The 26,871-nt window shown below is 57.7% G+C and carries 26 protein-coding genes; 13 read left to right on the top strand and 13 right to left on the bottom strand.

Annotated elements, in window-relative coordinates:
• Positions 1–131 precede the first annotated feature (131 nt).
• Positions 132–3,143, top strand: a complete 3,012-nt coding sequence (locus MUK72_RS19490; RefSeq protein WP_244706897.1) for a plasmid replication protein RepH — start codon at positions 132–134, stop codon at positions 3,141–3,143.
• A 71-nt stretch (positions 3,144–3,214) separates the two neighbouring features.
• On the opposite strand, the gene MUK72_RS20530 is transcribed toward MUK72_RS19490, so the two are convergent.
• On the bottom strand, positions 3,215–3,373 hold the full coding sequence (locus MUK72_RS20530; protein ID WP_425311113.1) for a DUF7563 family protein: 159 nt from the start codon (positions 3,371–3,373) through the stop codon (positions 3,215–3,217).
• 239 nt (positions 3,374–3,612) lie between these two features.
• On the opposite strand from MUK72_RS20530, the gene MUK72_RS19495 reads away from it, so the two are divergent.
• From MUK72_RS19495 to MUK72_RS19515, 5 genes are all read left to right on the top strand, one after another.
• Positions 3,613–3,894, top strand: a complete 282-nt coding sequence (locus tag MUK72_RS19495) for a PadR family transcriptional regulator (RefSeq protein WP_244706900.1) — start codon at positions 3,613–3,615, stop codon at positions 3,892–3,894.
• Between the two features lie 95 nt (positions 3,895–3,989).
• On the top strand, positions 3,990–4,427 hold the full coding sequence (locus MUK72_RS19500; protein WP_244706902.1) for a TRAM domain-containing protein: 438 nt from the start codon (positions 3,990–3,992) through the stop codon (positions 4,425–4,427).
• A gap of 98 nt (positions 4,428–4,525) precedes the next feature.
• Positions 4,526–4,840, top strand: coding sequence for a non-histone chromosomal MC1 family protein (locus MUK72_RS19505; RefSeq protein ID WP_244706904.1), 315 nt, complete (start codon positions 4,526–4,528; stop codon positions 4,838–4,840).
• Positions 4,841–4,889: 49 nt separating this feature from the next.
• Positions 4,890–5,117, top strand: coding sequence for a hypothetical protein (locus tag MUK72_RS19510; protein ID WP_244706906.1), 228 nt, complete (start codon positions 4,890–4,892; stop codon positions 5,115–5,117).
• Positions 5,118–5,569: 452 nt separating this feature from the next.
• Positions 5,570–6,586 (top strand): DUF7983 family protein, encoded by a 1,017-nt coding sequence (locus tag MUK72_RS19515; RefSeq protein ID WP_244706908.1) that lies wholly within the window; start codon positions 5,570–5,572, stop codon positions 6,584–6,586.
• A gap of 611 nt (positions 6,587–7,197) precedes the next feature.
• Here MUK72_RS19515 and MUK72_RS19520 read toward each other — a convergent pair.
• On the bottom strand, positions 7,198–7,398 hold the full coding sequence (locus tag MUK72_RS19520) for a ribbon-helix-helix protein, CopG family (RefSeq protein WP_244706910.1): 201 nt from the start codon (positions 7,396–7,398) through the stop codon (positions 7,198–7,200).
• Positions 7,399–7,544: 146 nt separating this feature from the next.
• On the opposite strand from MUK72_RS19520, the gene MUK72_RS19525 reads away from it, so the two are divergent.
• From MUK72_RS19525 to tbsP, 3 genes are all read left to right on the top strand, one after another.
• Positions 7,545–8,471 (top strand): replication factor A, encoded by a 927-nt coding sequence (locus MUK72_RS19525; RefSeq protein WP_244706912.1) that lies wholly within the window; start codon positions 7,545–7,547, stop codon positions 8,469–8,471.
• Entirely contained in the window at positions 8,472–9,281 is an 810-nt protein-coding gene (locus MUK72_RS19530; protein ID WP_244706914.1) for an RPA family protein, read from the top strand.
• A 157-nt stretch (positions 9,282–9,438) separates the two neighbouring features.
• A complete protein-coding gene (tbsP, locus tag MUK72_RS19535) occupies positions 9,439–10,272 on the top strand; it encodes a transcriptional regulator TbsP (protein ID WP_244706916.1) in 834 nt (277 codons plus the stop codon).
• A gap of 141 nt (positions 10,273–10,413) precedes the next feature.
• On the opposite strand, the gene MUK72_RS19540 is transcribed toward tbsP, so the two are convergent.
• The 4 genes from MUK72_RS19540 to MUK72_RS19555 all read right to left on the bottom strand — a co-directional run bounded on the left by MUK72_RS19540 (position 10,414) and on the right by MUK72_RS19555 (position 14,472).
• Positions 10,414–11,310 (bottom strand): mechanosensitive ion channel family protein, encoded by an 897-nt coding sequence (locus MUK72_RS19540; RefSeq protein ID WP_244706918.1) that lies wholly within the window; start codon positions 11,308–11,310, stop codon positions 10,414–10,416.
• 542 nt (positions 11,311–11,852) lie between these two features.
• The gene (locus MUK72_RS19545; protein ID WP_244706921.1) at positions 11,853–12,359 is read right to left on the bottom strand and encodes an RDD family protein; all 507 of its coding nucleotides are present in this window, start codon (positions 12,357–12,359) and stop codon (positions 11,853–11,855) included.
• A 377-nt stretch (positions 12,360–12,736) separates the two neighbouring features.
• Positions 12,737–13,303: a TATA-box-binding protein gene (locus MUK72_RS19550; protein ID WP_244707209.1), complete on the bottom strand. Its 567-nt coding sequence runs from the start codon at positions 13,301–13,303 to the stop codon at positions 12,737–12,739.
• A 512-nt stretch (positions 13,304–13,815) separates the two neighbouring features.
• Complete coding sequence (locus tag MUK72_RS19555; RefSeq protein WP_080503136.1) at positions 13,816–14,472, bottom strand: hypothetical protein; 657 nt, start codon at positions 14,470–14,472, stop codon at positions 13,816–13,818.
• An 880-nt stretch (positions 14,473–15,352) separates the two neighbouring features.
• Between MUK72_RS19555 and MUK72_RS19560 the strand changes: the two genes are divergently transcribed.
• Positions 15,353–16,726, top strand: coding sequence for an MATE family efflux transporter (locus tag MUK72_RS19560; protein ID WP_004051348.1), 1,374 nt, complete (start codon positions 15,353–15,355; stop codon positions 16,724–16,726).
• Between the two features lie 37 nt (positions 16,727–16,763).
• On the opposite strand, the gene MUK72_RS19565 is transcribed toward MUK72_RS19560, so the two are convergent.
• On the bottom strand, positions 16,764–17,732 hold the full coding sequence (locus MUK72_RS19565) for an IS1595 family transposase (protein ID WP_244703527.1): 969 nt from the start codon (positions 17,730–17,732) through the stop codon (positions 16,764–16,766).
• Between the two features lie 139 nt (positions 17,733–17,871).
• Here MUK72_RS19565 and MUK72_RS19570 point away from each other — a divergent pair, with 139 nt between their 5' ends.
• Positions 17,872–18,021 (top strand): hypothetical protein, encoded by a 150-nt coding sequence (locus MUK72_RS19570; RefSeq protein ID WP_004052553.1) that lies wholly within the window; start codon positions 17,872–17,874, stop codon positions 18,019–18,021.
• Positions 18,022–18,030: 9 nt separating this feature from the next.
• Positions 18,031–18,864: a type 2 periplasmic-binding domain-containing protein gene (locus tag MUK72_RS19575; protein ID WP_004052552.1), complete on the top strand. Its 834-nt coding sequence runs from the start codon at positions 18,031–18,033 to the stop codon at positions 18,862–18,864.
• A 135-nt stretch (positions 18,865–18,999) separates the two neighbouring features.
• Here MUK72_RS19575 and MUK72_RS19580 read toward each other — a convergent pair whose 3' ends face one another.
• The 3 genes from MUK72_RS19580 to MUK72_RS19590 all read right to left on the bottom strand — a co-directional run bounded on the left by MUK72_RS19580 (position 19,000) and on the right by MUK72_RS19590 (position 21,859).
• Entirely contained in the window at positions 19,000–20,127 is a 1,128-nt protein-coding gene (locus MUK72_RS19580; protein WP_004052550.1) for a PHA/PHB synthase family protein, read from the bottom strand.
• Positions 20,128–20,253: 126 nt separating this feature from the next.
• Positions 20,254–21,147 (bottom strand): ribonucleotide-diphosphate reductase subunit beta, encoded by an 894-nt coding sequence (locus tag MUK72_RS19585; protein WP_004052548.1) that lies wholly within the window; start codon positions 21,145–21,147, stop codon positions 20,254–20,256.
• A 61-nt stretch (positions 21,148–21,208) separates the two neighbouring features.
• Positions 21,209–21,859 carry a helix-turn-helix domain-containing protein gene (locus MUK72_RS19590; protein ID WP_049916087.1) on the bottom strand — a complete coding sequence of 217 codons (651 nt, stop codon included), beginning with the start codon at positions 21,857–21,859 and terminating at the stop codon, positions 21,209–21,211.
• Positions 21,860–22,580: 721 nt separating this feature from the next.
• On the opposite strand from MUK72_RS19590, the gene MUK72_RS19595 reads away from it, so the two are divergent.
• Complete coding sequence (locus MUK72_RS19595; protein ID WP_244706924.1) at positions 22,581–23,711, top strand: mechanosensitive ion channel; 1,131 nt, start codon at positions 22,581–22,583, stop codon at positions 23,709–23,711.
• 31 nt (positions 23,712–23,742) lie between these two features.
• Here the strand turns inward: MUK72_RS19595 and MUK72_RS19600 are convergent, their stop codons facing one another.
• The 3 genes from MUK72_RS19600 to MUK72_RS19610 form a co-directional block, all read right to left on the bottom strand.
• Entirely contained in the window at positions 23,743–24,027 is a 285-nt protein-coding gene (locus tag MUK72_RS19600; protein ID WP_004051518.1) for a DUF3006 domain-containing protein, read from the bottom strand.
• Positions 24,027–25,610 (bottom strand): lamin tail domain-containing protein, encoded by a 1,584-nt coding sequence (locus MUK72_RS19605; RefSeq protein ID WP_342346254.1) that lies wholly within the window; start codon positions 25,608–25,610, stop codon positions 24,027–24,029. The genes MUK72_RS19600 and MUK72_RS19605 overlap by 1 nt, the downstream gene beginning before the upstream one ends.
• A 581-nt stretch (positions 25,611–26,191) precedes the next feature.
• The gene (locus tag MUK72_RS19610) at positions 26,192–26,839 is read right to left on the bottom strand and encodes a helix-turn-helix domain-containing protein (RefSeq protein ID WP_049916022.1); all 648 of its coding nucleotides are present in this window, start codon (positions 26,837–26,839) and stop codon (positions 26,192–26,194) included.
• Positions 26,840–26,871 lie beyond the last annotated feature (32 nt).

The following is a 26,871-nucleotide window of genomic DNA, read 5'->3' on the forward strand; positions in this document are numbered from 1 at the left end:
ACGGCCGACGACCATATAGTTTGCTCCTTCGCCAGCCATGGCTCTCGGCTGCGTAGATGGCCGCAAACGCCCGTTGGTCGTCGGTACGACGGTTCTGCCGTCCGTCAGCGCTGGAATGTCGGGACTCCTCAATGAGTCAGCAAGCATCTGCCCCCACCAGCGACGCGGCTAGTCACATCTCCGGCTCGGAAGCGGGCATCACGCTCGTTCCGCCGGGTAGCGGCGGCCAACTCACGTTTGATACACCTACCGTTCGTCGGGTCGGCCCGCGATTTTCCAAGTGGCTGCCCGACGTCCTCGACACGCTCCTCCCGACGATTACGCACACCGCACGCGAACTCGCCTTTCAGTACGATCCCCGAACCATCCAAGACAAACGGCCGTACCTGTTCGCGGCCGACCTTTTCCATACTCATGGCGTTGGGACTGCACCGGGCGCGACGACGCCCGCGCACCCGTTTAACGATGCGCTCGCGAAGTTCGCGATTTCATATTTCGGTGTTGACTCCGACGAGTTAAGTGACCGCAAACGCGAACTCTACGACTACGCTCGCGATGAAATCCTCGAAGTCGGCACGCGCGATCTGCCGGGAGCGCCAACCGGTCTCGACGCTCTCGGCGAGACGATCGTCCCGCTGCTCGACGCCGGCGACGACACGCCCGCGATCGTCGTCAGCCTCGACGGAGCCACGTGGGAGGACATTGACGACGAGCGGACGGCCGCCCGCGCTCTCGACGCGCTCGCGCTGCTCGCCGAAGTGGTCGATATCCGGCTCATCTGCTCGCCACGACTCGACGCGCACCTCGAACGCGCGCACCCCGACTGGTACGACGAGTATCTTACTGACACTGGGGATACCCACCGGGGACCAGCCTCCACTGAGGCGGGCGAGGATGCGCTCGCGTCGGCCTGGGAGGTGATCGGGGAGTTTGCCCCTGGCGGTGGCCGCCTCCGGCTGCTCGCGGCACTTGATCCTGACGACGAGCGAGAGGTGCGCGACCTCAAGGCCGACACCGAAATCGAGCTTTCCGAGGGTTCGATCGACCGGTACGTGCGCGAGTTCGCCGACGAGTACGATCTCGTTGACGTCGACGGCCGGCCGAAATACAATCGCGTTGCCCTCACAAAAGTAGGAGCGGCGGCACAAGCCCTCATCGGCCCGAATCATCGGGTTCTCCATCCATCTCAAAGCCAGTTCGGCGACCGTCTTACGCGTACCCGACATGGCTCAACAAGTGTAGTGTGTTGTACCGACGCCAAAGATAGCCCCCAAGCCGCCGGTGGTTGTGGTGGCAGTCGCGGCAGCGGTGCTGTAGGTGCAGGGGCGTCCTCCTCTCCCTTGTCTTCGGGGCGCTCCCTTCCTGCGAGTGCTCCAACCGCTGAAGAGTGGCTCGCCGCAACTGGCGAAGCAGCCGATACCGGCTATGTGCGATGGCTCGACGGTCCTGACGGCCGACTTGATGCATGGGAGATGCACGAACGGCTCCTCGCTGGGCGTCGCACTGAGGGCGTGACCCTCGTCGACGAATCTGCGGAACCGTTCGAGGATGGGAAAGTAAGCTACGTCTCCTGTTTTGAGGATCACGCACAGGTCGTCGCCCAGTGGGGTGGCCCCCTCCCCACCTTGGTTCGCATCACATCTGCCTTACTGAGCAGCCAGATGTGGTCGAAGGTGCTCACCCCGTCGGCTATCGGCGACGATCTCGATGAACTCTACGATGGCGCACTCAACGACGCCACCAAAGACGTCCTCCGACTGGGTGCTCAGATCGGCTGGTTCGGTGAGGACGAGCAGGACTACGACGGCCTCCGCGAGCGCTTCGGCGAGATACGACGGCTGCTGCTGTCGAAACTCTCGGAGGTCAAGATCGGTGATTCGACGGAGTGGAGCAACCTCTGCCGGGATGCTCACGGACTGCTCGCATCGGCTACGCACCTCTACCGCGCCGTCGACGTCGACGTGACCTTCCACATCCGGGTTCCCGATACGAAACAACTTCGGGCTGGTGAGGACCGCTACCGTGGCTTTCTGGACTTCTTCAAGCATACGGTGCCGAAAAACGCCTCCTACGGGATTCACTCGATCTACCGGCTGCTCTACGAAAAACGAGTGGATAAACTCAGACACCGGATGGGCGTCGAGTTCGATGGTGATACGAGCGCGGATCTCACCGCATCATGGGTGGTCTCGGGACCGACCGCTTCGACATTCCAGGAAGACATACAGCAGGCCATCGCCTCGAAATCAGAGGATATTCGCGAACAAATCCAGGAGGGCGTCGAGCGGGGTGTAAGCCTCGAAATCCCGGTCGTCGACGGCAACTCTTACGGGGCGCTCCGTCGGGTGATCGACCGCCATACCGAGCGCAAGGGCTTCGCAACTCTCGACAGCGAACAACGCCGCAGGCTTGTCCGTCTGGCGACGGCGACACTCGGCGAGCGGGCGGGCCGGTGCTCACCGTATGCTCTCGCTGAAGCGCTGCTGTCGATCGGGAAGGCGCGGTCACCGACGGCTTCACTCACAGCGGGCGACCTCGCGACTGGCCTCGCCCAATTGCCGGCCGAACGTCTCATCCCGTCACTGCCGCCGACGATGCAGAAAGCGCTGAAAGCGTTGCTCGTGGCCGACGAATCGCTTGGCGCTTCGGAAATCATCGAGCGGGCTGATATCTCCGGGCGGTCGTACACCCGGAACATCGACGAACTGGCGGCGCTCGGCATGGTTGAATCGGTCGGGAACGGCGGTCACAAGGAGTGGCAGGCATGGATTATCCCGTGGTGGTCGCCACTTGCCGGCGTTGATGCACCGCGAATCGATGATAGCGATGAAAACGCGGTCACGAGCCCCTCTCGCTGGGATGATGTTCTCTATGATATCGCTCTCGGTCTCGGCCTCAACCCAGAGTACGAGCTGTTCGCTGGGCCAGTTGATATCGATAAGGTATTCGCCGCCCTGCCAGCACTGGAACAGTGGCGCGGATTCATCGAGACGCATTATGGTCTCACCGATATCGAAGACAGACCACCAATCGATACTGGCCGATTGTCTGCAGAAGCCGAGATTGACGCCGAAGACGCTGTCGAGATCGGTTCTTGTCCACCATCACGAGAGAACGCCCAACTTTCGTTCAGCAGCCTATAGTGACTACTCGTGAACCACTATCTGTGGCGATCGATTTTCGACAGCTGCCCGTTCGATAGCGACCGACTGAACTACTGCTGGCGTGAAGCCTTCGCTTCGCGCACATCGCTACCCTCCCGAATCATATCTGGACATTCGGGACAGACTCGAACCGTTTCCATGTCGGCCGGAGCGAACACTCGGACATACTGCTCGGTGACGAACGCGCCACAATTCAGACAGTCAGGCATAGTAGAGTCGGTTAACCCTTGGAACTTCATTCTATCGCCCTCACTTCGAAATCTGCGTTGCGGACGACTATTCGAGACGCTGGGAGAGCGTGGGTGAGATGAATGATTTCTGGGTTCTCTCGTGTACAATGCCTCCTTCGCGCAGTTTTCGACGAGTTTGGAGGGTGAATCGTGCTGGATAGCACACTCGTTATCCGTCTATCGGTATATTTTACTACTAGAATAACCACCTTCGAGATATGTATGATCTGACTGGCTTCCAGCGGGATCTGCTGTACGTTGCTGCCAGCGAGGACGAACCGCATGGTCTTGCGCTCAAAGACGAACTCGAACAATATTACGAGAGTCAAATCCACCACGGACGGCTCTATCCGAATCTCGATACGCTCGTTGAGGAAGGGTTGATCGAAAAGGGCCAGCTCGACCGGCGGACGAACTACTATCAGGTGACGCAACGAGGTCATCGAGAGATAGAGGCCCGCCGCGAGTGGGAAGACCAATACGTCTCGCCGGAGGTCTGATTGCCCATGTGTAGTGTTTCAGTTCCTCGGCCGTGCGCTTTCGGAAGCAACTCCTCGGGAGTAATACTGATCGGCGATGGCGGTGAGGACGTCTAATGGTTGAGATACCCGATCGACTGGCGTGTCTGTTCACCGATTCAGTCACCGAGACGGGCGATTCCTACACGATTGAGGTTCCAAAGGAGGAGCTCGACGTGGGAGCGATTACGGCCGGCGAGACCTATCGAGTGGTGATCCTCGAGGATGCAGCGCCCGCGGGAAGCGACGATCAGCAGGAGCAATCGACGAACTCGCCAGCCTCAGCGACTTCGAAGCCACCAGTGTCTGAGGGAGCGATCCGCGAGGTGACCATCGAGTCGCTGGGCGATCAGGGTGATGGGATAGCGAAAACCGATCGTGGGTATGTGCTGATCGTTCCGGGAGCGCGTCCCGGCGACGAAGTGACTGTCGAGATCACAGAAGTCCGCGAGAACGTCGCGTTCGCAGAGGTTCGATCAGGCCGAGATCAGGGTGAGACATCTGACGATCAGTGACTCTCTTTCAACCGAAGCGGGCAGTATTTGTCGAGAGAAACCACCTGACGCAGGTACATTTATCACTGTGTCTGTACTGTGTTCGCTTGGGATAACTCATGGCCAGCACGTCAGACGACCCTCGAAATTTCACACTGCGCGAGGAGAGCGGCGAGGAAACGAGCGTTTTCACCGGACAGATGCCCCGACAGGCGGCACTCAAAGCCGCTCGCAAACTCGATCCAGCTGATAGCGAAGCCCAAGCGAGCCGAGAGGAGTTTCGCCTGCGGGAGAAAGGAACGAAGAAACTCCACATCTACGAGGGGTGGGCGTGGCACGAACAAGCACCGGAGGACAGGCCCGACTGGATGCCCGAGACGATAACCCAAGCGAACGTCTCGAAAGAGGGCATCGAGTATCTCGACGAGCTGTAGTTCGCGGGGGCAGATACAGATTCATATGCAGGCGGGTGAAACACTGCGTATGGACGAAGAGCGGCGGATACCGCCGTTCGCCGAAGATATTCTCACCGTGTTGACCGACGCGGCTGGTGGGACCGGCGAGGAGCTTCCGAGGGACGAGGCCATCGAAGTGATTACTGACAACGAGCGCTTCGACAAAGCCGACGCCGAAGCGGCAGTTGAGTCGCTTCAGAGCCGTGGATATGTCTATTACGTTGGAGAGTATATCCGGATCACGCCGACTGACTGAAGCAATTCGCCACAACCAGCAGAGAGATTCGTCCAAATTTCCACTTTCAGTACGGTTGGGAAGGTTCTATAACCGGCTAGAAGGTATCCACAGTGAGGACGGAACTGATCCGGAGCTTGAATGCACGCTGTCACACGGTTGTATGATATGATACAGACGATCAAACGGCTGCTCTCGCCCTCGACAGCCGAGTCGGTCGTCGAGTGTCGGAACTGTGGTGCGAGCGTCGACCCTGACAGCGAATGCTGCCCACGGTGCGGGTCGAGTGAGATCGCATCCTACGAGATCGGCGCCTGAGCCGAGGAGTTCCACCGGTTCGTGGTGTGCCCGTCCAAACGACGTGTCGTGGTAGGTGTAGTGTGGGAGTGAGACAGATCACAGGAGCCCGCTTTTCTCCAGAAATCCGGTGTATGGCCCATGGTTGTTTTCAGGTCTGCTCTCTGAGAGGATACATGGCAATCCCGTTCGGCGCGACGTGGGGGACACTGATCGAGCGGTGTGAGGAACTGCCCGCCGACGCGACGTTGATCACGCCGTTGGCGTCGAAGCGATTCCGGATCACCGACATCCAGGATCAGCGCGTCATCATCGAAGACGTCGATTCGGGTGACTCACAACCGCTGCAACGCGAGCAATTCGAAGCGCTCGCCGAGCACACTCGCGAGGCAATCGATGGCTACGAACTCTCCCGGCTGCCGACGCAAGCCGAACCGTACGCAGCGGTGCTCGCACTCCACCCGCGCTACGTACTTGATGAACGCGAGAACACGTTGAGCGAACTTGAGGAGGCTGACGAGAGTGCCGTGCTGGACGATGCACCACACTTGTCGATGAGTGCAGGCGCGGACGATGAACAGGACAGCGAGCGCGAAGAACCCGAGATCGACGTCTACTCGGACATGCTGCTGTTGATCGACGCACTCGAACGCGAGGACATGAGCGCTCTCGAAAGCGTCGAGACGCCCGTGCTGGTGAACCTCTACACGCTGCTGTCGGACGTCCAGCGTAACGCCAACGACCTCCGCAAAGACGTCGCCGACGTGCTCTTGGAACGCGTCGGGCATGACCGCCCGGTGCACGGTCAGTACGGTTCGGTCCAGCAGACGACGCGCCGGAACCGCTCGCTGAAAGACGACGAAGACGTGCTTACAGCGTTCGAAGGGACGGGCATCGATCGCGAGCAATTGCTCGGCGTCGATCGGGACAAGGTCGAGGAAGCACTGGATGTCGTCTCCGTGGCCGAATCGGCCGTCTACGATGTCACCGAAAGTGAGTACGTGCGCAAAGCCGAGGTGGACGACGAGCGCAAGGAAACGCGCTTGCAGGGACTGAAAGACCGGCTGGCGGTCAGCGACGATCCCGAGGCGGATGTCCTCCGCCAGGAAGTCGACCGCTTAGAACAGGAGATCGAGGAATTGACCGAGTTCTCGCCGGGTAGTGCGTTCGACACGCAGGCGGAATCCGGCTGAACTGAGTTGGTTGTATCGTTGTCGCTAAAATCTCATCACTGCCGAGCGGATGCATTATTCACCATCTGCTTTCATCTCATGGGGCTCAGTTAGCTGGGCATGGGATTTGCACGGAGTTGATGATGTCCCAACCGTTATTCCGCTGGAGCGACAATTCCCGACCGGAGGTACTACTCATGGCTCTACGACAACTCTGGGCAGATCGGCCCAGCAAGGAGAGAGCTCCAGACTTCAGCGAGGTAATCAACCGAATCCTGAACGGTGGAGACGATCCATCACCGACGCCATCTGGTGCGTGATACACTGATGTTGTCCCTTCCCCTCTCTGAGGGGTGGGGATTTTGAAGGAGCCACTATAGATCCAGAGCGGTCGCAAGCATGATAATCGTCAGCGTTTGCAGGGAAGACGCTTGATCTGTGATAGCGAAAGCGTTGGCTCGGCTCACTTCACTTCCACTGTCCTTTCCACGTCTTTTTGACTGAGAAGTGCCGAAAGCTACTGTCTCCCCACTCGTTATCGCTTTAGCGGACAATATTGGCTAGAATGTTGACTTATCCGGATAAAACAGATGCTAAACAGCGTACACCAAGTGTACGCAGTTTAGAATCGGTTAGAGTGTACCCTTCCGACGGCGGATGATGAGCTCACGGACTCGAGAGCCGTGTTCAACGTCTGATTCGAGATACGCCGTCAGGACAGCCTCGACGATTTCGGAGCGACTTGCGCCGAGATCAGCGCACTCATCAACCAGTTCGTCGATCTCAGAAGCGATCTCATCGTCGATCGAGACTCCGAATTTCGTTTTCGCCATTTCTAAGACAACCTTAGAAAGGCGTGCACTAAGTGTACGCCGATTTCAACCATTCATTTCGGGATTCGCTCCGGTTCCGATGATTTGTGGGCTAAAGCGATAACCAGTGCTGTCTCCCATCGAACACACGCGGAGGCAGATAGATCATGACCGAAGTGCATTCACACGCCGAAGAGATCCACGAGCAGTTCGCCGACCAGATGGAGATTACTGTCGAGGAGGTAGAAGAGCGCCTCGACACGCTGGTCAACGAGTATCAGGTGCCGATAGAGGAAGCGCGCCGTAGCGTCACCAGCAGCTACTACGACGAGACCGAGGTCGACCAGGAATCGCTGAGTGATGCGAACGAACAGCGCGAGATCGGCAGTATCAACACAGCGGAAGAATGGATTGACATCACCGCGAAAGTGGTCGAACTGTGGGAGCCACGGAGTGATGCGATCGGGCAGGTCGGGCTGGTAGGCGACGAAACCGGCCGGATCAAGTTCACTGCGTGGGCGAAATCCGATCTTCCCAGCATCGAAGAGGGTTCGGTGTACCAGCTCGGGAATGTCGTCACCGACGAGTATCAGGGCCAGTACTCGGTAAAACTCAACCGGACAACGACCATCGAGGAGGTAGACGAGGAGATCGAAGTCGGCGACAACTCGACTGAGGTCGAGGGTGCGCTGGTGGATATCCAGAGTGGGAGTGGGCTGATCAAGCGCTGTCCGGAAGAGGACTGCACGCGCGTGCTCCAGAACGGGCGGTGTTCCGAACACGGCGAAGTCGACGGCGAGTTCGACCTTCGGATCAAGGGTGTTCTCGACAACGGTGCCGAGGTCCATGAGGTGATCTTCAACGAAGAGATGACCGAGGAGCTGACAGGGATCACGCTTGCGGAGGCGAAAGAGCGCGCGATGGACGCGTTAGATACTACGGTCGTTGCCGATGATATCAGTGAGAAGGTTCTCGGTCGATATTATCGGATCAACGGACCTGAGCTCGGTCGATACGTGTTGGCCGACGAGTTCGAACAGCTTGGCGCGCGCACGGATTCTGAAGAAGTGCTGATCACAGCGAGGTCGCTGTAGATGAGCGCAAGTTCAGACGCGGGCGAGTCGACGGGACGGGAGGTCGCCAAGCGACTGTTCGCCCGGGAGTTCAACGACGCATCGTACACGTTCAAAGAGTCCGAGGATGAGCTCGCACCGAACTACACGCTGCTCCCGACGGGTGAGCGTGTCAACCGGCTGTTTTTCGCGGGCACGCTGACTGAGACGAACGATGTCGGGTCGGACTCGGAATACTGGCAGGGGCGCGTGGTCGATCCGACGGGGACGTTCTACGTCTACGCGGGCCAGTATCAACCGGAAGCGGCGAGCGCGCTGCGGCAGATCGAGACGCCAACGTATGTGACGGTAGTCGGGAAACCGCGGAGCTACGAGACCGACGACGGCGAGACGAACGTCGCCGTGCGGCCGGAGTCGATCACCCAAGTGGATGAAGCGACCCGGGATCGCTGGGTGGTCGAGACCGCTGATCAGACCATCGACCGCCTCCAAGCGTTCGACGCGGAGATCAACGATTACGCGCAGATGGCACGCGACGAGTACGGTGAGCGGCTCAGCCCGTATCGTGAGGCAGCCATCGAAGCGCTGGAAAGTCTCGATGCTACCGATGGCTCTACGAGTGCGGCCACAACCGAGGCAGAATCGGACGCTTCGGGGAGCGGCCCACTCGCCAGCGATACCGACCCGATCGAAGAGGACGAATACACTCCTCCTGAGAGCGAAGAGAGCGTCGGAACCGACGAAAGCGTCGAGAGCGAGGAAAGCAGTTCTGACGATGCTTCAGACGTTGAGGAGTCGTCCGAGGATACTGGACTCGGCGAATACGACTGAAGGAGGAGTAGGCTTCGTCGGCGGCTCGACACCGTCTGGGGTGTCTCCAAGTGTAGTCCAGAAATAGTCGTCTGTGTGTCTCTGACGCATTCATTTACATGGGCAATCATTAATATGACCAAAAGATAGATATGACTTCAACAACTACGGCCACTCTATGACAATCACCTCGGAGCACGTGGGACCATCGGTTGCTGAGAATCTTCGGACGATCCTTACTGAAGAGAGTGGTGAGGTCATTGCAGTGGGTTTCGACGAAGAGTCGACAGGCGAACTCGTCAAGATACTTGCCGAGAGCGAGGAGCCGCCGAGCGTGCGCTTGCTCGTTCGGGAAGGCGTACTGAAATGGCTGCGCGATGATTTCGTGCTGGCAAGCATAGCGGCGGAGCTGATCGAAGCGGAGACGCTGGAACTGCGAGCCGCTGCTGAGCGATTGGATAGGACACTACTGGTGACGGAGGAGACGGTCGTCTCGCTGGTCATCCCGGATGACGAGCACAGTGCGGCGCTGGTGACCGATGACGAGGAGTTCGTCGCAGCGGTTCGCGAGCGCTGGAGTGGTGTCTGGGAGGATGGCGAGGCGTTCAATCTGCGAACGCCGGTGTACTCGCGAGTGCTGGACTCACTTGGTGAGGAGTTCAACTCGGCGATGGAGTCGGACTTTCGGACGGTGCTGGAATCGCTCGAGGATATGGACGATAGCGGTGAACTGGACGAGGTGGGGCTGAGTCTGTTGATAGCGGCCAAACACGAGCAGTTGCTCTACGATATTTCGAAGTGGGGTGAAGATGTGGGTGTCGCAAGCAAGGCAACGTTCTCACGGACGAAAACTCACTTCGAAGAACAGGGACTCCTGGAGACGGAGAAAGTACCGATCGACGTGGGACGGCCACGGCTGCGTCTGCTGCTGGGCGAAGAGCGGCTCCGCGAAGCCGAGGCTGAAGAGCTGGCGAACGTGGCTCGTGACTTGCTCTCGGCGGCCCCGGCCTAATCAGAGACCGATCGAGAAGCTATTCGGAGGAGAGAGGAGGTGAGAACAGGGATATTAGATACCGTAGGCGGGTCACGCAGGGATTCTGGACAGTGAGGTACTCTTCGAGAAGACACGAGCCACCGACTGAAACGATTGTGGTTAGTCGTTCGCCGGTGTGACTCCTGTTCCGTCGGTGTTTTCGACATCGACACTGCCGGTAAGTTCGGTGTAGGGATACGGCATGCCGATGCCCTCAGCGTCGAAGCGTTTCTTGACCGCTTCGGTGAACTCAGTAGCGACTGGTTTGTAGCTGGTCTTGTTCGGGTTGATCCAGAGTCGCCCCGAGAGCACGACTGCGGAGTCGCCGAGGCTCGTCACGGGCGCAGATGGTGCGGGGTCAGGGAGGGTACCGTCGAGGTTTCGTGCTTCCTCGATGATAGCCGCTCTGGCCTCCTCGATATCATCGTCGTACTCGATGCCGAAGTCGATCGCCACTCTGAGTTCGTTGTTTCCTGTCGGATTGGTCACGACAGCGTCAGCGAGGTCGCTGTTCGGAACAGTGACTTCCTCGTTATCGAACGTGTTGAGCTTCGTGACACGGAGTTGGATCTCTTCGACAACGCCCTCATTGTCATCCCACTCGATCCAATCACCGATTGTGAATGGTTCGTCTTGGATGATGAAAATGCCCGCGACGAAGTTGGCGATGAGGTCCTGTGCAGCAAACCCAACAGCGAGCGAGAGTGCACCGAGAAGCGTCGCAAACGCCGTAAGTACGACACCAGCGCCTGCGATCGTCGCCGCTATCACAATCGCAAGCACGCCGATGAGAGCGACCGTGATACTCACCGCTAACCCCGCAAGCGTTTCGTCGACACCACGAGTATCGAGCACGGCTTTCAACGCCCGGATGATGACAGCTTTCCCGACGTAGTAGATGATGACGAACGCGACGACGAACAGGACGATTTTCACGGCCGCACTGACAAGTGCGGGACCGAACTGGTTGAGCAGGGATTGTGGGTTGAGTGAAAACCCTTGTTGCATCGGTATCATTGTATGCAGGTATTCAGACAGATGAAGCACCAATTAAAGTTGTGGCTCCTGGTCGGAGGATTCCATCGTGCTTTGGCTACACCCTCATAAGATTTGACATCCTCTCGTGCCTGTAGGACGTGTAGAGTAGGATCGTCAGAAACGTGAGGATGAAGATCGAACACGACACCCATCTCCACGTTCCCCCGGTATGATGAAGCGGGTGTACCGGGGGTTCAATCCACAGACATCGTCTCAAAAAGAGTTCTGGCCATCCATTGAAGATTCAGATTCGGCGACAGAGAGTTATCTTCGGGCGGGGGATCTGACGGGGAGCTGAGCTTGGGCATATCAGAAAACGTGGGGACACGAGCGAACGGAGAGACATGACGACCATTCCCCACGCTTGCTGTCTGACTCCGAGACAACAATCGCGTCTCAGTTGAAAGACCGTGATGGTAAATGGTTTGCGGTCGATTGGCATGCGTCCAAACCAGCGTGATGCGGTGCAGGCGTAGAAATCCCACAACTATAGGCGAGGTGATCGTGGACAACACGGCGGACTACAGCATTGTTGCTTGGTCCGCTGTGGTGTCTGCTGGTTGATCGGTGTCGTCGGGTGTCTCCCGGACGACCATCGTCCCGGCGAGACGGTCACCGATCCGCTGTCTCTTGTCGGAAGCGGCCATCGCGATGAACCCGATGAGGTAGTAAAACAGGCCGTCGATTATCTCGAGGAGATTCCGAACGAATGCGGAACTCAGTGAGCATTGCCCGCCGTCTTCCTCGACGACTTTGATGCCGAACAGTTTCTTGCCGACGGTGTAGCCGTCCCACAACCCCTCCAGCAGGAAGAAGTAGATGAAGCTGGCGACGACTCCGAGCAAGAGTCCAATCCCGCCGATCACGCTCCCTGCATCGCCACCGATCGCACCACCGATCGCCCCGATCACACCGGCGATGACGCCGATGATGAGGGCCACGGCGATACTGTCGACGATCTGGGCTCCGATTCTGGCACCGATAACACTCGTGTCGTCCCGTGTCGGTCGGGTCGGATATCCTTCCATACCATTCCATCTACAATATGGGACTTAAATCTATGTACTTGGGTTTAAGAGGAACCGCCAGCAACACGCTGGTCCACTCACGAGTTAGACAGCGGGCGTACTCAACCACGACGGTCGGTGTGACGTTGCGGTCGGCGTTCCGTCGGCAGAATGTCCGCTCTGGGAACACCATCCGATGGCCATGGCAGAATGATTCAGTGGCCGGTCTATGCATCGAGGAATTTTGCGTATCACGTGTACCCCGTCGCTCGGTACTCACACCATCGTCCGGACGACGGCGGATGGTTTGTCGCTCACCCACGACGTCTCGTGAGCCTTTCTGATGGATATTGTAATAGAGACCAACAGATCGGCTGGAAAGCGTGTCTATACGCCAACTAGTCGGCAAGGAGACTGAGATCGGCAAGCTGTTCGGCAACCGTTGCGACCGCCGTCTCGAGAGTCGTGCGCTCGGTCGCACCCGCCACGACGAGTTTCCCCGACCCGAAGAGCAACACGACTACTGTCGGCGAGTCGAGACGATAGACCAATCCCGGAAACTGTTCGGGCTCGTATTCGGTCTGCTCTAAGCCCAGCCCGATCGCTACCGGGCTCAGATTCAGCTGTTCATCGAGATCAGCGGTCGCAACGATGTTCTGGACTGTGATCTCGGGTGAGCCTTCGATCGAGACTCCGAGATCACGCACGGTCGTTACGAAATGTTCGAAGGCCGTCCGCATCTCGCTAGTGCTCGTCGCTCCTGTCACAGTGGCTTTCCCTGACTCAAAAACCATCGCCGTCGCTTCGTGGTCCGGAGCCTGATACAAGAGGCCGGAAAAGTTCGACGGCTGGTAGTCTGCGCCATTGAGATCAGACGCCAAGGTCGCCAAATCGACCTCCCGTTCAAGATCACCTGCACCGACCACGTTCTGTATCTCGACAGTGTCGGTCGGGTCAGTTTCCAGTGTCACGCCTTATCCCGTGAAATTTCAAACAGCGGCGGGATAAACCTGTCCGAATACGTGACACCGCACGATTTTTCTCCCGCGCTCATCTCGATAGATCGTAACGACTGATCTATTGAAAATGGGGTACGGCGGCAGGGTTCGTGGATTTGAACTGAGACGTCACACATTTGAGTCGGAAAGAATCGTGAGTTTCCTGTCTGATTTGGCAGTGATCGTCGCGATCAATCCAATTATATATACCAGATGCTTAATGAATTATATCGGGGAGAAATTGTCTAAACCATCAAAACCCTGCGCAATTGTCTATTTTCAATAGAGAAGACTGTTCGATTTCTTGTGCCCATGCTCCGCGCAGGGATAGCAGGATTTCCACCGAGTCACAAGAGTGTCCCCAGAGTACACCGGAGAGCAAACCTGACTAAGCGTCGACAACGATCAACATCCGCTTCGTGTGGTCGAAGTCATCGGTCGTGACGAGTAGCCTATGGGTGGCAGTGCGGGCGGGTAGTTCACACCGTGACGGTGCTTTCAGAGCCGCCACTGATCGTCAATGACAGCAGCATATCCTCTACTTGCTGGCCAACCTCCGAGGAATACACCATCTCTGGGATGGTACTCGCAGCGGTATAGAGGGTATCACCAACGAGCGTGAGAACCGCATTTTGTCGGATGTTCATGGAGGCCTCGGCCGAGCTGAGTCGCAGATCGAGAAAGGTCGCGCGGCTGTCGTTTGGAAGCGTGACTTCCCGTCGATCGAGCGTTTCATTCGTCATCTCGTTCTCTCCGGCAGACTGTTGGTAACCGCTCAAGAACTGCTCTGTCGCCTGGTCGAGCGTCACTGACGATGGCGCACCTTCGCGGAGGAACACAGTCAGGCTGCTTGGCATATTTGCAGCTGTGAAAGAAACCTCCGTGGGGTCGGTTTCATCCACTTGCCAGTTGCTCGGATATTCGATCGTGTACGGGTAGGAATCACTGCTGTAGGTCTCGCGATCCGAGAGGTCAAGACTTCCCTCCCCCATCGCTGCCGTTCCGGCAGCTGTGGGTTCTGCTGTGGGCTGGGATGTAGCTGTCTGCATTGGGGTGGGAGTTGCAGTGGCTGTTTGGGTCTGTGTCTGAGTTTGAGTTTGAGTCTGAGTAGCGGTCTCTTGTGCGGTTTCGGCCATTGTGGTCGCAACTGTCGTTGCAGTTGTCTCACCGCCTGCCGACGTGTTAGATCCGTTTGTGGACTGGGTAGAGTTGTTCCCGCTACTGTTGTTGCCTGTACTACCATTACAGCCAGCGAGGAGTGAAAACCCTGCTGTGAGACCAACCAAGACGCGTCGTCGTTGCATATTATTGGTTCTCACATACGATATATGAAGATTTCTATTTTCGTATTGGAATATCAAAACGGCATATCTCGTGATCAAACGCGACAGCTCCTGATTTTTCTGCTCTATTAAAAATGCGGCACAGAGTTGGAGTTGAGGATTCTAGACGAGTAGAACAAGCGTCTCCAGACATTCTATCGACAACATTCTTTGAAGGCTGCTCAGATTGACGAATTTCCAATGTCGTGAGCTAACTTGACAATAATAAAGAAATGCTGCATGAGCGGCTCCGAAACCGGACATGGGTGAAGATCTACTGCTCGACAAAACCACCCGACGCACAACGGATGAGTATGGGTTGAGCAGGCACTGAAAGTGGGCCGAGAGGTGCTCGACGACCGAGATCGAATCTACTACGTCAACGATCAGGTCTAGATCATGTCGACCGACGAGTAACTCGAAATCAAACTCTTTCACGGGTCGGTCCGTCGGTTTCACGCAAATTGCTGTGGGAACCCCTCTATGACATGTTTTCAGCAGTTGCGTGACCGACGCAATACAGTGGTAACTGCTAGCATGAACCAGAAACGTTCTCGAATATGTAACGATAAATAGAATGAGGTAATTCAGGAAAGAAAGGGCTATATTCCCCTATCGAGTAGTGTCTTTGTACATAGTGGTCCGTCTTTCAAACCCTCTCAGAGTAGTCGTACTGTATATCGGTCTTGCGCTCGTGCGTGCCGATCTCATCGAACCAGAGCGGGCACGCCGGACGACCCACCTCGCGTGGCCACGCATCCTTACCGGCATCGCCCGGATGTCGAAAAACGCCGTCGACATCGCGATGGTCGGGGTCGCGGTTGGCTCCGCTGGCATCGCCGGTGTGGGCTTTGCGAGTCCCTTCTGGGGGCTCGCGTTCGCCGCCGGCGGCGGGATCGCTGCCGGGACGATCGCGCTGGTCTCCCAGCGCTACGGGGCCAAGCGCCTCGGTGCGGTCGATCGAGCCGTGCGATCGAGCGCCGTCATCGTAGTGGCGATCACGCTCCCGCTCATTGCGATCTTCTGGGTCTTCGGCGGCGATCTCGTCGCGCTGTTGAGCAACGATACCGAGGCGGTCGCGCTCGGTGCGACCTACCTCCGGATCGTGGCGTTTGGCATCCCCTTTGCGGCGCTCAACCTTATCGGGAGTCGGGTGTTCCTCGGCGTCGACGACGCCAAGACACCGATGATTCTCCGTTCGGGTGGTGCGATCGCAAACGCCGTCATCAACGGCGTCATGATCTTCGGGCTTGATCTCGGAGTCGCCGGCGCGGCGATTGGTACTGTGCTCTCGAACGCACTCGTGACTGGGATCTTCGCGGGCGGGCTCGTCGCGGGGCGGCTGCCCGGTCTCGGCGAGCTTCCGGTGCAGATCGATCCGCGGGGGAGTTACCTTGGCGATGTCCGCGAACTCGTCGACATCGGAACCCCCGTGGTCGGTCGGAAACTCGTCTGGACGATCGCGCAGTTTCCGATGCTCGCGATCGTTGCGCTGTTCGGCCCGCAGGTCGTGGCGGCGTACGTGATCGCGCGCCGGATCTGGGGGCTGATGAATACGCCCGGCTGGGGGTTCGGTCTCGCCTCCTCCAGCCTCGTGGGCCAGGCGCTCGGCAGTGGCCACGAGGAGACCGCCGAGGCGTACGGCCGCGAGATCGTGCGGTTCGCGGTCGCGGTCTACGTCGTCTCGGCCAGTATCGTCTTCGTGCTCGCCGACCCCATCGTCGCCACCTTCGCGGGCGGCGGCTCCGAGACCATGATCTCGGTCGCGGTGTCGTTGGTTTCTGCGGCCTGCGTTGCAATCGTTCTCAAGGGTGTTTCGGAGTCCGCTGCCGGCACGCTCGATGCGAGCGGCGACACCGAGTGGCCGTTCTACAGCCAGGTGCTCGGCATCTTCGGCGTCGCGATCCCGCTGGCCTACCTCGGCGCGACGACCTCACTCGGTCTCTACGGCCTGTATCTTGCCTTCCTCGCTGAAACGACGGTACCGGCGGTGCTCAATTACTACCGCTTCGCCACCGACAAGTGGAAACAGGTCAGCCGGCGTCACCGCCCCGACACCCCAGCGTAATATCAGTACCTCACAAAGTGGGTCGCTCTTGTGTAGATTAGCGGAATACGTTGACAGCGACGCAATCGACAAGGCTGTGGATGGGTGCTTGAACAAGATTCAGGGAGCGAAGAAGCCCGAAGGTGCGAGCGGCCTGCTCCAAGCCTTGCTTGGACAGGCCGCGGAATTTCGCCAGCCACGGTTGCACTAACGACCAGAGGCATTCGACCTGATTCGTGTGGATACCTTCCTCTGAGACGTACTCATCATCATGGACAACGGTTCGATGCTCGTGTTCCATTTGCTGATACGCGGGAAGCTCGTCGGTCCAGATCTCTCCCAGCGGCTGGGAGAGATCGCCTGCTTCCTCAATCACTGGCCCGAGGTTCTCGTCGTATTTCGACCCCTCTTCGGCTGAGATCACCTGGAGCACGTCGCGGCAGGCCGCGACGAGCGTCATCTCATCGCCCTGCTCTCCTGTCCATCGCGCCCGTCCGGGTCCAGGGGACCCGCCGCGGGACAGTCCGTCCCGCGGTGGGTTCTGGCCTTTGAACCCCGAGCACACCCGCTGAGTTTCGTCCACCTGTGTCGGCCCAGCAATCGTGTGCTCGATGCGTTCCCAAACAGTCGGGAAACCGCGAGCGAACGCGGTTTCCACGTCGCTAATTGCCTCGAAGACGGTTTTGTAGGTGCGGTCAAGCAGCGGTGCGATTTGGTTGATGCTGAGGAGGGAATCAGCGTACAGGACGAAGGCGACGAGGAACTCGCCGGGGGCGAGTTCCGAGTCATAGAAGGGTGTGCCACGGGTGTAGGTGGTTTTCCAGTCACAGCGGCCACACCAGATACGGGCCGAACCATCGAGGGCGTGGAGGGCGTCGGCGTCACAGCTCGGGCAGGTACGGGTGGTCCAGATGGCTTTGAGTCGCCGCTCGACGATGGCGTCGAGCGGCTCCGGCCGAAACTCTATTGCTCCGAGGTCAACGAGTTGCTCAAGCATTCCGCCGAGAGCAGCGCGTTCATTGGTCATGTACGACTGCTGTCGGCGGGATGCCGTAATCTCCGTGACTCGGTTCCGCTACACTACACAAGAGCGAAGTGGGTTGGGTGAACGGGCTGCTTGATCGGTTGATGCAGCCAGACCAAGCAGCCAACGAACTCACCAGCAGGTGCTTAACTTTCTCGTCAACACTCTGGATGAAGAGATCGATATCGAACTCGGCGAGAACGCCGATATCGACTCCGAGGACATCTGGGACGTCCTTGACGTGCCGTCCCAGACGATAGTAGGTGGACTATTTATGACCTTCCCCCGTTGACGAACTGCTATGTACGGAATCCTCACGAGCGACCCAACGCTAGCCCGCGCGGACGTCGGGGAGTTCGTTCATTTCGTCACTGACGATGTGAGCGGTCGACGTGGCACTCCACTCGACGGCGTCGTCAATGCCGTCGCTTGCTGGGGGAACACAGAGATCGTTCGAGACGACCCAGACCGCGCCGCAACCACCACCAAGGGAACACGGGCGACACCCGAGACGGAGGGTCACCACTGGGGAACGATCTGCCCGACAGACCCCGACTATCGCGCTGGACTCCTCGACCGGATTGAGACGGTCGGTGACAACGGGGACGTCAGACTCACCACACCCGGCTTTCCCGGTGGCGGGTTCTGTCGCTGTGTGCGCTGTGAGCGACAGTTCGCAACGAGCGAGTTCGACGACCGTGTCGCGTGGCGGACGGCGACCATCACACGGTTCGTCAGGGAAGCGAAAAATCGGATCACGGGAGACCTTATCGTCACACTGTACCCGGATCCGTATCCCGGCAATCTCCGCGCCCGCGCCGGGATAGACCCACAAGCTCTCGAATCGGTGGCTGACGGCTTTCTCGTCCCGCTCTGTAGTATCAGCTACGAGACGACGTACTGGGTCGAGTCGCTGGCCCGTGGCTTCGCTCACGAACTCGGTGACCTCGACATACCACTCACGTTTCAGCTATCGGCGTCCGAAGCCGGAGTCGACCGTCTCGTTGATGTGACCCATCAGATCGAATCGTACGCCGATGCGGTCGTCTACGGGACCTACGAGGGCGACTTTGAGACTGTTCGAGAGGTCATCCATCGTCGCGGGACGGCTACACCACGGTCTCAGCCCGTTTGAACGTTCCCGAGGTCTCTTCGTCGCGTCACTATTGATCGTCTTCTTCGAAAGCACTGGTCGTCTGATCGGTTCCATTGAATCGCCATAGGAAATAGAATTTTCTGCCTGACCTCAGAGCGTGTTCTGAAACCACTCTTAGTGGGCTGGCTTTCGATGCAGAGAGTCAGTGCTGAATCTTCCTCGATGATTTTGTCTTGGCTTGGATGACTGTGTGTGAAACCACTCAGCAACATCCGGCCAAACGTCCTCATGTGAACTGTTCGAAAACAATAGGCCGATATGTCCGGTAGGGTGTTCGATAGTGCTCACGTTGTCGGTGCCGATGACGGCATTGAATGGCTGTGACGCTTTGGAAGGGATGAGATGATCATCCTCACCGGTAATCTGAAGCACGGGCATATCGATCTCCGTAATATCGACGTGTTCACCGTTGAGATAGAAATCATTCGTGAATAGCTTGTTGTCCTGATATATATCTTCCACTAGTCGGATGTAGGTTTTGCCTGCCACGTCGATACCGTCCGAGAACCATCGCTCCATCCGAAGGAAGTTCTTGACGAACTCTTCGTCGTCCAGATTCTCGTACAGCCGGATGTACTTGCCAACCGTGCTATCGACAGGATCCATCAGCGTAAAAATCACGTAGAGCAGTTCCGACGGCATATTTCCATATATATCGATCACGGTTTCGGGATCGTAGTACGTCTCATCGCTCCACAATTCGAGCAACCCGCCAGTATCGTTGAGATAGAGTGGGCTGGCTATCAGCCCAAGTGCGTTCACCTTCTCGGAGTGGAGTGCAGCGTACATCGCTGCCATCGTCCCGCCCGTACAGTAGCCAAGGAGATTGATCGACTCCTCTCCTGAGCGCTTGCACACCTCGTCGACGCTATTGGCGATGTAGCGGTTGACGTAATCACCGAACGTCAGTCCCGTATCATACCGCGTGGGTTCGTTCCACTTGAGAAGGTACACGTCGTGACCGTCTTCCAATAGATGGCGAATAACGCTCCGAGCAGGTTGTAGATCGAGGATATACGATTTGTTGATAAGTGCAGCGATAACGAGAATCGGCACGTCGTCTTGCTCGTCCGTCTGTGGTTCGTAGTGGTGCAACTCCAGCATGTCCTCAGTACAGACGACCTCACTCGGTGTCTGACCCACCTTAACGGCCGAAACTTCGTCGAGTCGCTCTTTTGTAACCGAGAGCTTGTGGAGCGATTCTGTGAGTGTATCCACTATCTCGCACGAGCGGTTACGCATCGGTACGACTGGGTCGCCCGGTAAATCAGTGATTGTTGACATTGGTGTCTGGATAGTATGAAATGGTTGGCTGAATGTGATTCGCGTTGTTTGTGCTGATTCGGCGTCGATTCATCGCATGTAGCGTCAGTTCGCGAGCGAAGTCAGCTCCTCGACATCGGGAATGTGTTCGCTCGCAGAGGTGATCTGTTTCATGCGCTGTTCGTGTTTGTTGGTTGCGTACTCGGTGAGTTCTGTCGGCGTGACGCCTTCGTCACCGGCGCGCTCGTAGCTTGGAATCGCTGCCTGCACCAACGGCAGGAGGTCGCCGACGGTCTCTTCGATGATGGTTGGCTGTATGCGCTCGGTTTCGACGAGTTCTTTGAGCTTTGCCATCCCGAAGCCGACGTGGCGGCCTTCGTCGCTGCGAATATAGGTGAGGCCCGAGACCAGTCCTGGCAGGTGGGGGATGTCAGGATAGGTGTCCTCGTCGAACTGGCGCGTGAGTCCGTAGTAGCCAGTCTGGGCGAGGATTCCCTCGACGGTCATGTGGTAGTGTGAGTACGCTTTCGCGCGATTTTCAGGGGTATCCTCATCGAGTAGTGCGGCCATTGCGGCCTCGTTGCGCTCGAACAGCTCGTCATATTCGTCAGAGAACCACCGCTCGTCAGCCGGCGAGGAGTGTTCCTGACCACGGTCGTCCTCCGCCGCGTGGATTACTTCGCGCCAGTAGCGGTCGAAGAAGTCCGAGTGTTTGGCTTCCTCGTAGAGTTGGGTCGTGATGAACAGTTGGTCCTCAAAGTCATCGAGCGCGACCGCCAGCGGTGCGAGATCCTCTGCAACGGCATCCTCACCCGCGCCGAACAGCGCGAGCGCGCGCTTCAATCCATCGAATGCCGCATCGTCGAGTTCATTGAGCGCCTCGCGGTCGGCATCGAGGTCGATGTCGTGGGGGTCCCAGTGTTTCTCAACGGCGTGGCGGTAGTATCTGAACGTCTGTGCATCAGTATCGATCTGCATCGATGCGTCGGTGGTCGCCATGACAGCTATGAGTAGGTCCCGTCGATGAACGAATGTTGAGCCTAATTCGTTGTGGTGTTTATCAATGGTTCTCGTCGAGAGCGACAGTATGCTGAATGAGTCGGTCCTGCGCGCGGCGAAGCCGTTCGGAGACCGACGGTGCGGACACGCCGAGTTCAGCGCCAATCTCTGCTAGGGAGCCGGTTCGAGGAATCGAGAAATAGCCCGCTTCGTGGGCTACAAGCAGCGTTTCGCGCTGTTTTGGCGTGAGTCCATATTCGTTGTCGGTCTCGGGTGAGGCTTCGAATATCTGGTCGAGTTGAAACGTAATACCGTACGTCTCACAGGCGTCGTGGAACTCGGCGAGCGCCTCACGGTCGGAAAATCGGATACGTGCTCGCCATCCCGTCGGCGTGATCATCGCGTTGATTGGGGCGGTATCCAATCGAACGAACTCAGTATAGATGGCTGGCGGTTGGTCGGATAATTCCACCCGATAGAGACGGCGATTCTCTGTCGTTCCGAGGACACTGTACGTCGCCACCGCTGTATCGTCGAGTGCCGCTTCAAGGGTATCGAATGTCTCGCCTTCGGCCCAGAAAACGATCACCGGCCGGCTGCGCTCGGAGGTAAGAATATCATCAATTCTGAGAGTTGAATCCGAAGCAGTAGCGGCAACCGCTGTTAGCGGTAATCGGTCCGAGATCAGATCGAACTCGACAACGAGAGCCATCGGTATTCGAGAGAAGGGACGGTCTCCTCAATAATAATTCGACTTTGAACGTTTATAAGTGGTGTTGAATCACACCGATTTAGAACCTCAAGCGACGAATCTATTCTTCGATTCGTCACCCGGTTGAGCACGTTTGTGGCCGGAAAAACGTCACATAGTCGGCGATCACCACCCACGTGATCGCCTCGCTATGGACGGTCATACCCAAACTCTGGGATTTCAAGCTGTCTCCACGACGTTCTGAGGATGCCTTATAAATATGCAGAGCCGAGTAAGATAATCTATCTTTTAACCAGTCTGATCAGGAACCCTCATTTCTGGCCATGCTGACATTCCCCACGGATCACTCTGTTGCCTTTGTTCGAGCCAACTTCGGCGAGATTCTGTATCACGAGGCCAAACAGCCATCGCCGTCACGACTTCCCCTGCTTGAGGAGGCAAATGCCGAGCTGTGTGGCGGTTTTCATCTCAATCAAACACGACTGCATCAAAGGTCAGTCACCCTCACGTGCTCTGACGTGCATGTCATAGATCGACCTTTGTGAGTCCCTGATGTACTTCACACTCCGGTGACTTCAGCGGGATTCTCATGGAGTCACCCGCTGATGTATAAAACAAATTTCATGACACAGGTGCTTTTATAATAATCGTAGGAGAATCGGTGGCCACTGGTGTCACGCAGGTCCGGAAGACTACGGATGCGTGACACCGGGGAGTCATCATGACAGGACTACACACGCTCGGCGGTGGAATAGTACTTCAAGCAGTCCCACAGCCCCTCCAGCCGCTGGTGCAGGGCTTCCTTTCGGCGATTCCGTCGATCATCGCCGCGATCGTCATCCTCATAATCGGCTGGATCGTCGGCATCGTTCTCGGCAATGCGGTCAAACGCGTCATCAGAAGTATCAGTCCCTCACAGTACGTTTCGGGGACGCCGCTTGAACCCGAGGGCGACGCCGACGAGTCCCTTGCGGGCGGACTCGGTAAGCTCGTCAAGTACATTATCATCATCTTCGCACTCCTCCTCGCGCTCCAACAGCTCCAGCTCCCGATCCCTGGCGATATACTGTCGAGTATCGTCTCGGCCGTGCTGAAAATCGTCGTGGCGGCCATCATCCTCGGCGTCGGGTTCGCCATCGGCCGGTTCGTCGGTGACATCATCGGCAGTGTCCTCGGTGGGTTCGATGTCGACCGCTATCTGGAAGGGACGCCGCTCGCGCGCATCACGGACGCGGTCGGCGGGGTCGGCAACGCCCTCGGGACGGTCGTCGAATACATCATCTACTACTTCGCGCTGGTTCAGGCGGTGGATGCGCTCCAGTTTGCCGTCCTGACCCAGATGTTCACCGGCCTGACGGCGTATCTCCCGGTGCTCATCGGCGCGCTCATCTTCCTCCTCATCGGCATCTACGTGGCCGACCTGCTCGGTGACGTCGTAGCGGATATCAACACGAGCCAGGTGACCGACTACGCCGGTCTCGGTGTGAAGGTGTTCGCTTACTACTACGTCATCACAACGGTGTTGAGCAGACTCGGTCTCGGCGTCGATATTCTAGAAACCCTCTTCAACACGGTTGTCGTGTCGGTCTTCGGGGCGCTCGGTGTCGGGCTTGCCCTCGCCATCGCAATCGGTCTCGGCTGGGGCAGCAAGGACTACGTCGCCGAAAACATCGGCGACTGGCTAAGCAGTGCGCGAAGCAGTGCCGAAGACCTCGTTGAAGAGGACGAAACTGCCGACAGCACTCGCGACACCGGCAGCACCGGCGGTACTGGGGACACCGAGGACATGTTCGATGACGACAGCGGTCCGGGAGGCTCCGGACCGAGCGGCGCGGGTGGCTCCGACGACTGACCACCCGTCTCTAGCCAATCGGCTTGTCCGATCAACTCTTTTCGTCACTTCTCGGCGGCCGCTGCGAGAGGCGGTCGAATCGTGACTGGGCCTGCTCGGCCTGCTTGCGTGTCTCTTCTGGGCGGTATGAGATGGTTTGGACCGTCTCGCCTTCCATCTCGATCGTGAAGATCGCGTCCCGATGACGACCGTCTTCGGGCAGTTGCTCTCGAGGAACCGCAATATCCCCCACCGTCTCCCCATCACGTTCGAGTAGCACCACTGCGAGGTCGTCCTCGAAGCGGTCCAGTACCCCGCGGTATTCTTTGGTCACCATCAGTACTCCTCCTTGAGGACCTGTTCGTCCTGCGCGTTTGTAACCGTGATCGTATCACCGCCGTTATTCCAGATCGCACTGCCAGACCCCCAGTACAGGTCGTTCCCGGCATCCGTTCCCTCGCCAGTGTAGAGCGTGAGCGTCTCGCCGGCCTCTATGACAGTCCCGGATGAAATCGTGTACTCGCGTGAGCTCCCATCCTTGACGGTCCACCCCGAGACGTCAAGCGATGTTGACCCCGTGTTTTCGAGCACGAGGTATTCATCGTTGAGGTTCTCTCTATCGTCACCTTCCGCATCGGCATGGATGGTCGTCACTTCGAATGGACCACTCTCATTCACCCCCGATTCCGTGCCACCATCACTCGCAATCCTCGTCGTGGCTGGTGTTTCCGAAGACTCCGAGGTCGGTGTCGATGTTGATGAACGCACTGGTGTTGGTGTGTTCGCGGCTGGCGTCGATGTGCCTTCCGGAGGATTTTGCGATAACCCGCTACCGACCGTGATGCTCTCGCGGTGGCTGACTGGTCCGTCCGTGCCCGGTTCGACCGGGTCTCCATCTCGGAGTGACGTCGGGTCGGTTGGCGCTTTTTCCTGGGTCGCAATATCGATCGTGTGGCCATCACTCGTTACGACGATGTTGCCGTGGGTTGCCGTCCAGTAGACTTCGATGTCATGCTCCCCAAACCGATGAAGCGCCTCCGGGGATGGATGGCCGTATTGAGACTTGTACGCGCTCGATATCAGCGTCACTTGTGGGTCAACTGCATCGAGGTATGGATTCGTACTACTGGTATCGCTGCCATGATGGCCGGCCTTCAGTACCGTCGAATTGAGTCGGTCACCGTACTCGTCTGTGAGGTGGCTTTCGGCCCCTTTCTCAGCATCCCCCGGCAGGACGAAACTTGTGTGACCGAACCCGAGTCGTAGAACAATGCTGTTCTGGTTGGGGTCTTCGCCTTCGATGTAATTCTCGGGAGGACTGAGGACCTGTGTTTGGACACCATCGAAGGGGATCGAGTCCCCAGCGTGGGTCTCATACAGCGTGATGTCATACTTTTCGACCGCGTCGAGATAGTCTTCATATGTTTGTGAACTGGAGCTGATTCCAGGATCATAGACTGCGCCAATCCCGTTGGCTTTCGTCTCGTAGTATTTGATGACGGCGGCATTGCCCCCGATGTGGTCGGCGTCGGGGTGGGTCGTCACGAGATAGTCGATACGGTCGATGTCGTGTTTTTTGAGGTAGTCGAGCACGAACTCGCCGTCATCGCGGTAGTCACCCGTATCGATCAGCATCGTCTGATTGGTCGGCCCGATGATGAGCGTGGAATCGCTCTGGCCGACGTTGATCGAGTGGATCTCGAACGTGCCGTTGGCCGCTGGTCCTGACTGCCGTGACTCACTCGTATTCGCGGGACTATTGGTCGAGGGAGTCGTGGCGTTGATTGGTGTGTCACCCGAGCCGGCGCTATCGGGAGCACTGCTTGGCTGCGTCTGATTTGACGAGGGTGAACTGCTCGCACATCCCGCGAAAACGATGAGAAGTGTGACCACCACAACGCCGAGTGTCCGCCGCTTCATGTGTGTCTATCCACTGGTTCGCCAGATGAATCCATCGGTCAGCGACCCATGTTTGGCCGTTGCATCCAGAACACACCTCTTCCGAACGGCTGCTCCTCCAGAGATAAGTGTTCGAGCGGGTTCGATCTCGTTCAGAGCCCGAGGTTCTCACCAACGTCACCGAGATCACCACTGGTGACTTGTGAGAGCAACTCCTGTCGTTTGTCTTCGGGCAGATTTTCAACCAACTCAACGAGGTTATCAACCGAAACGTCTTGGGGGGTCGGGCAAATTTCCACTCATTGTTGAACCACAGTGCCGTCTCTCGGAGCACTACTATAATTCTTGCCGTGTTGAACGGCTATTATGCAGATGCACATCTATGCAACAAGTCTGAATACAAGGTTATTGAGCAACAAGCACCCGAATTCCTGCGTTAATTCTCAATACAAAATGGCGAATCCAATTTTGAACGTGCTGTATGCAGAGCAGGGATTCAGCAGGGCTGGACGGTGGCAATCGACTGTTGCGGGAGTTCTAACTGGGTGCGGATTTACTGGATGGTCCACTAAATCAGTCCTGGCGCGCACCGGGGCTCCCGCTCACACCAGCGACGTGAGAATCCGCAATTCGGCCTTCCGGAGGTGTTCGTCGACCGTGCTCGCCGCACAGCCGAGACCGTCGGCGATGTCCTCATGGGTCGCCCGCCGCGGGATGTCGTAGTAGCCGTTTTCGACGGCCGTTTCGAATACTTCGAGCTGGCGGTCGGTCAGCAGCGTGAGTACGTTTCTGCTGTTCGGTGAATACTCGCCGACCTGCTCGACGGAGATATGTGTTTCTTCGGGCAGTTCTTCCAGCGCCTGCTGGAGCATCTTGTGGGTGCCGACGATGGTGATCTGGAGTCCACCTTCGATGAACGAAAGCGGCGGGATGATCATGAGGGCGTACTTCTGGGCGACGGCCATCAGCCGGCCGGCGGGCTGACCCGGCTTGACGTGGACGTAGAAATGGAACGTCTCGCCCTCAATGGCGACTGGCGCACACGAGAGTAGTTCGGGATGGCCATCGAGGCGCGTTTCGAGGTCAGTGACGTCGCCGCGGAGGCGGTAGAGCATCACGCCCGTGCCATTGGCGAGCGCGTTGATGTGGACGAGCGCCTCGCGCGTGACGCCGGGCGTCTCGATGATGGCGTTATCGACGGGATGAATCGCTCCATCGTCTGGTTTGATGGTGAACTCGAAGTACCTCATGAGGCTCGTCTCATCACGATGACCCATATTGC

Source organism: Halococcus dombrowskii, assembly GCF_022870485.1.
Taxonomy (GTDB): domain Archaea; phylum Halobacteriota; class Halobacteria; order Halobacteriales; family Halococcaceae; genus Halococcus; species Halococcus morrhuae.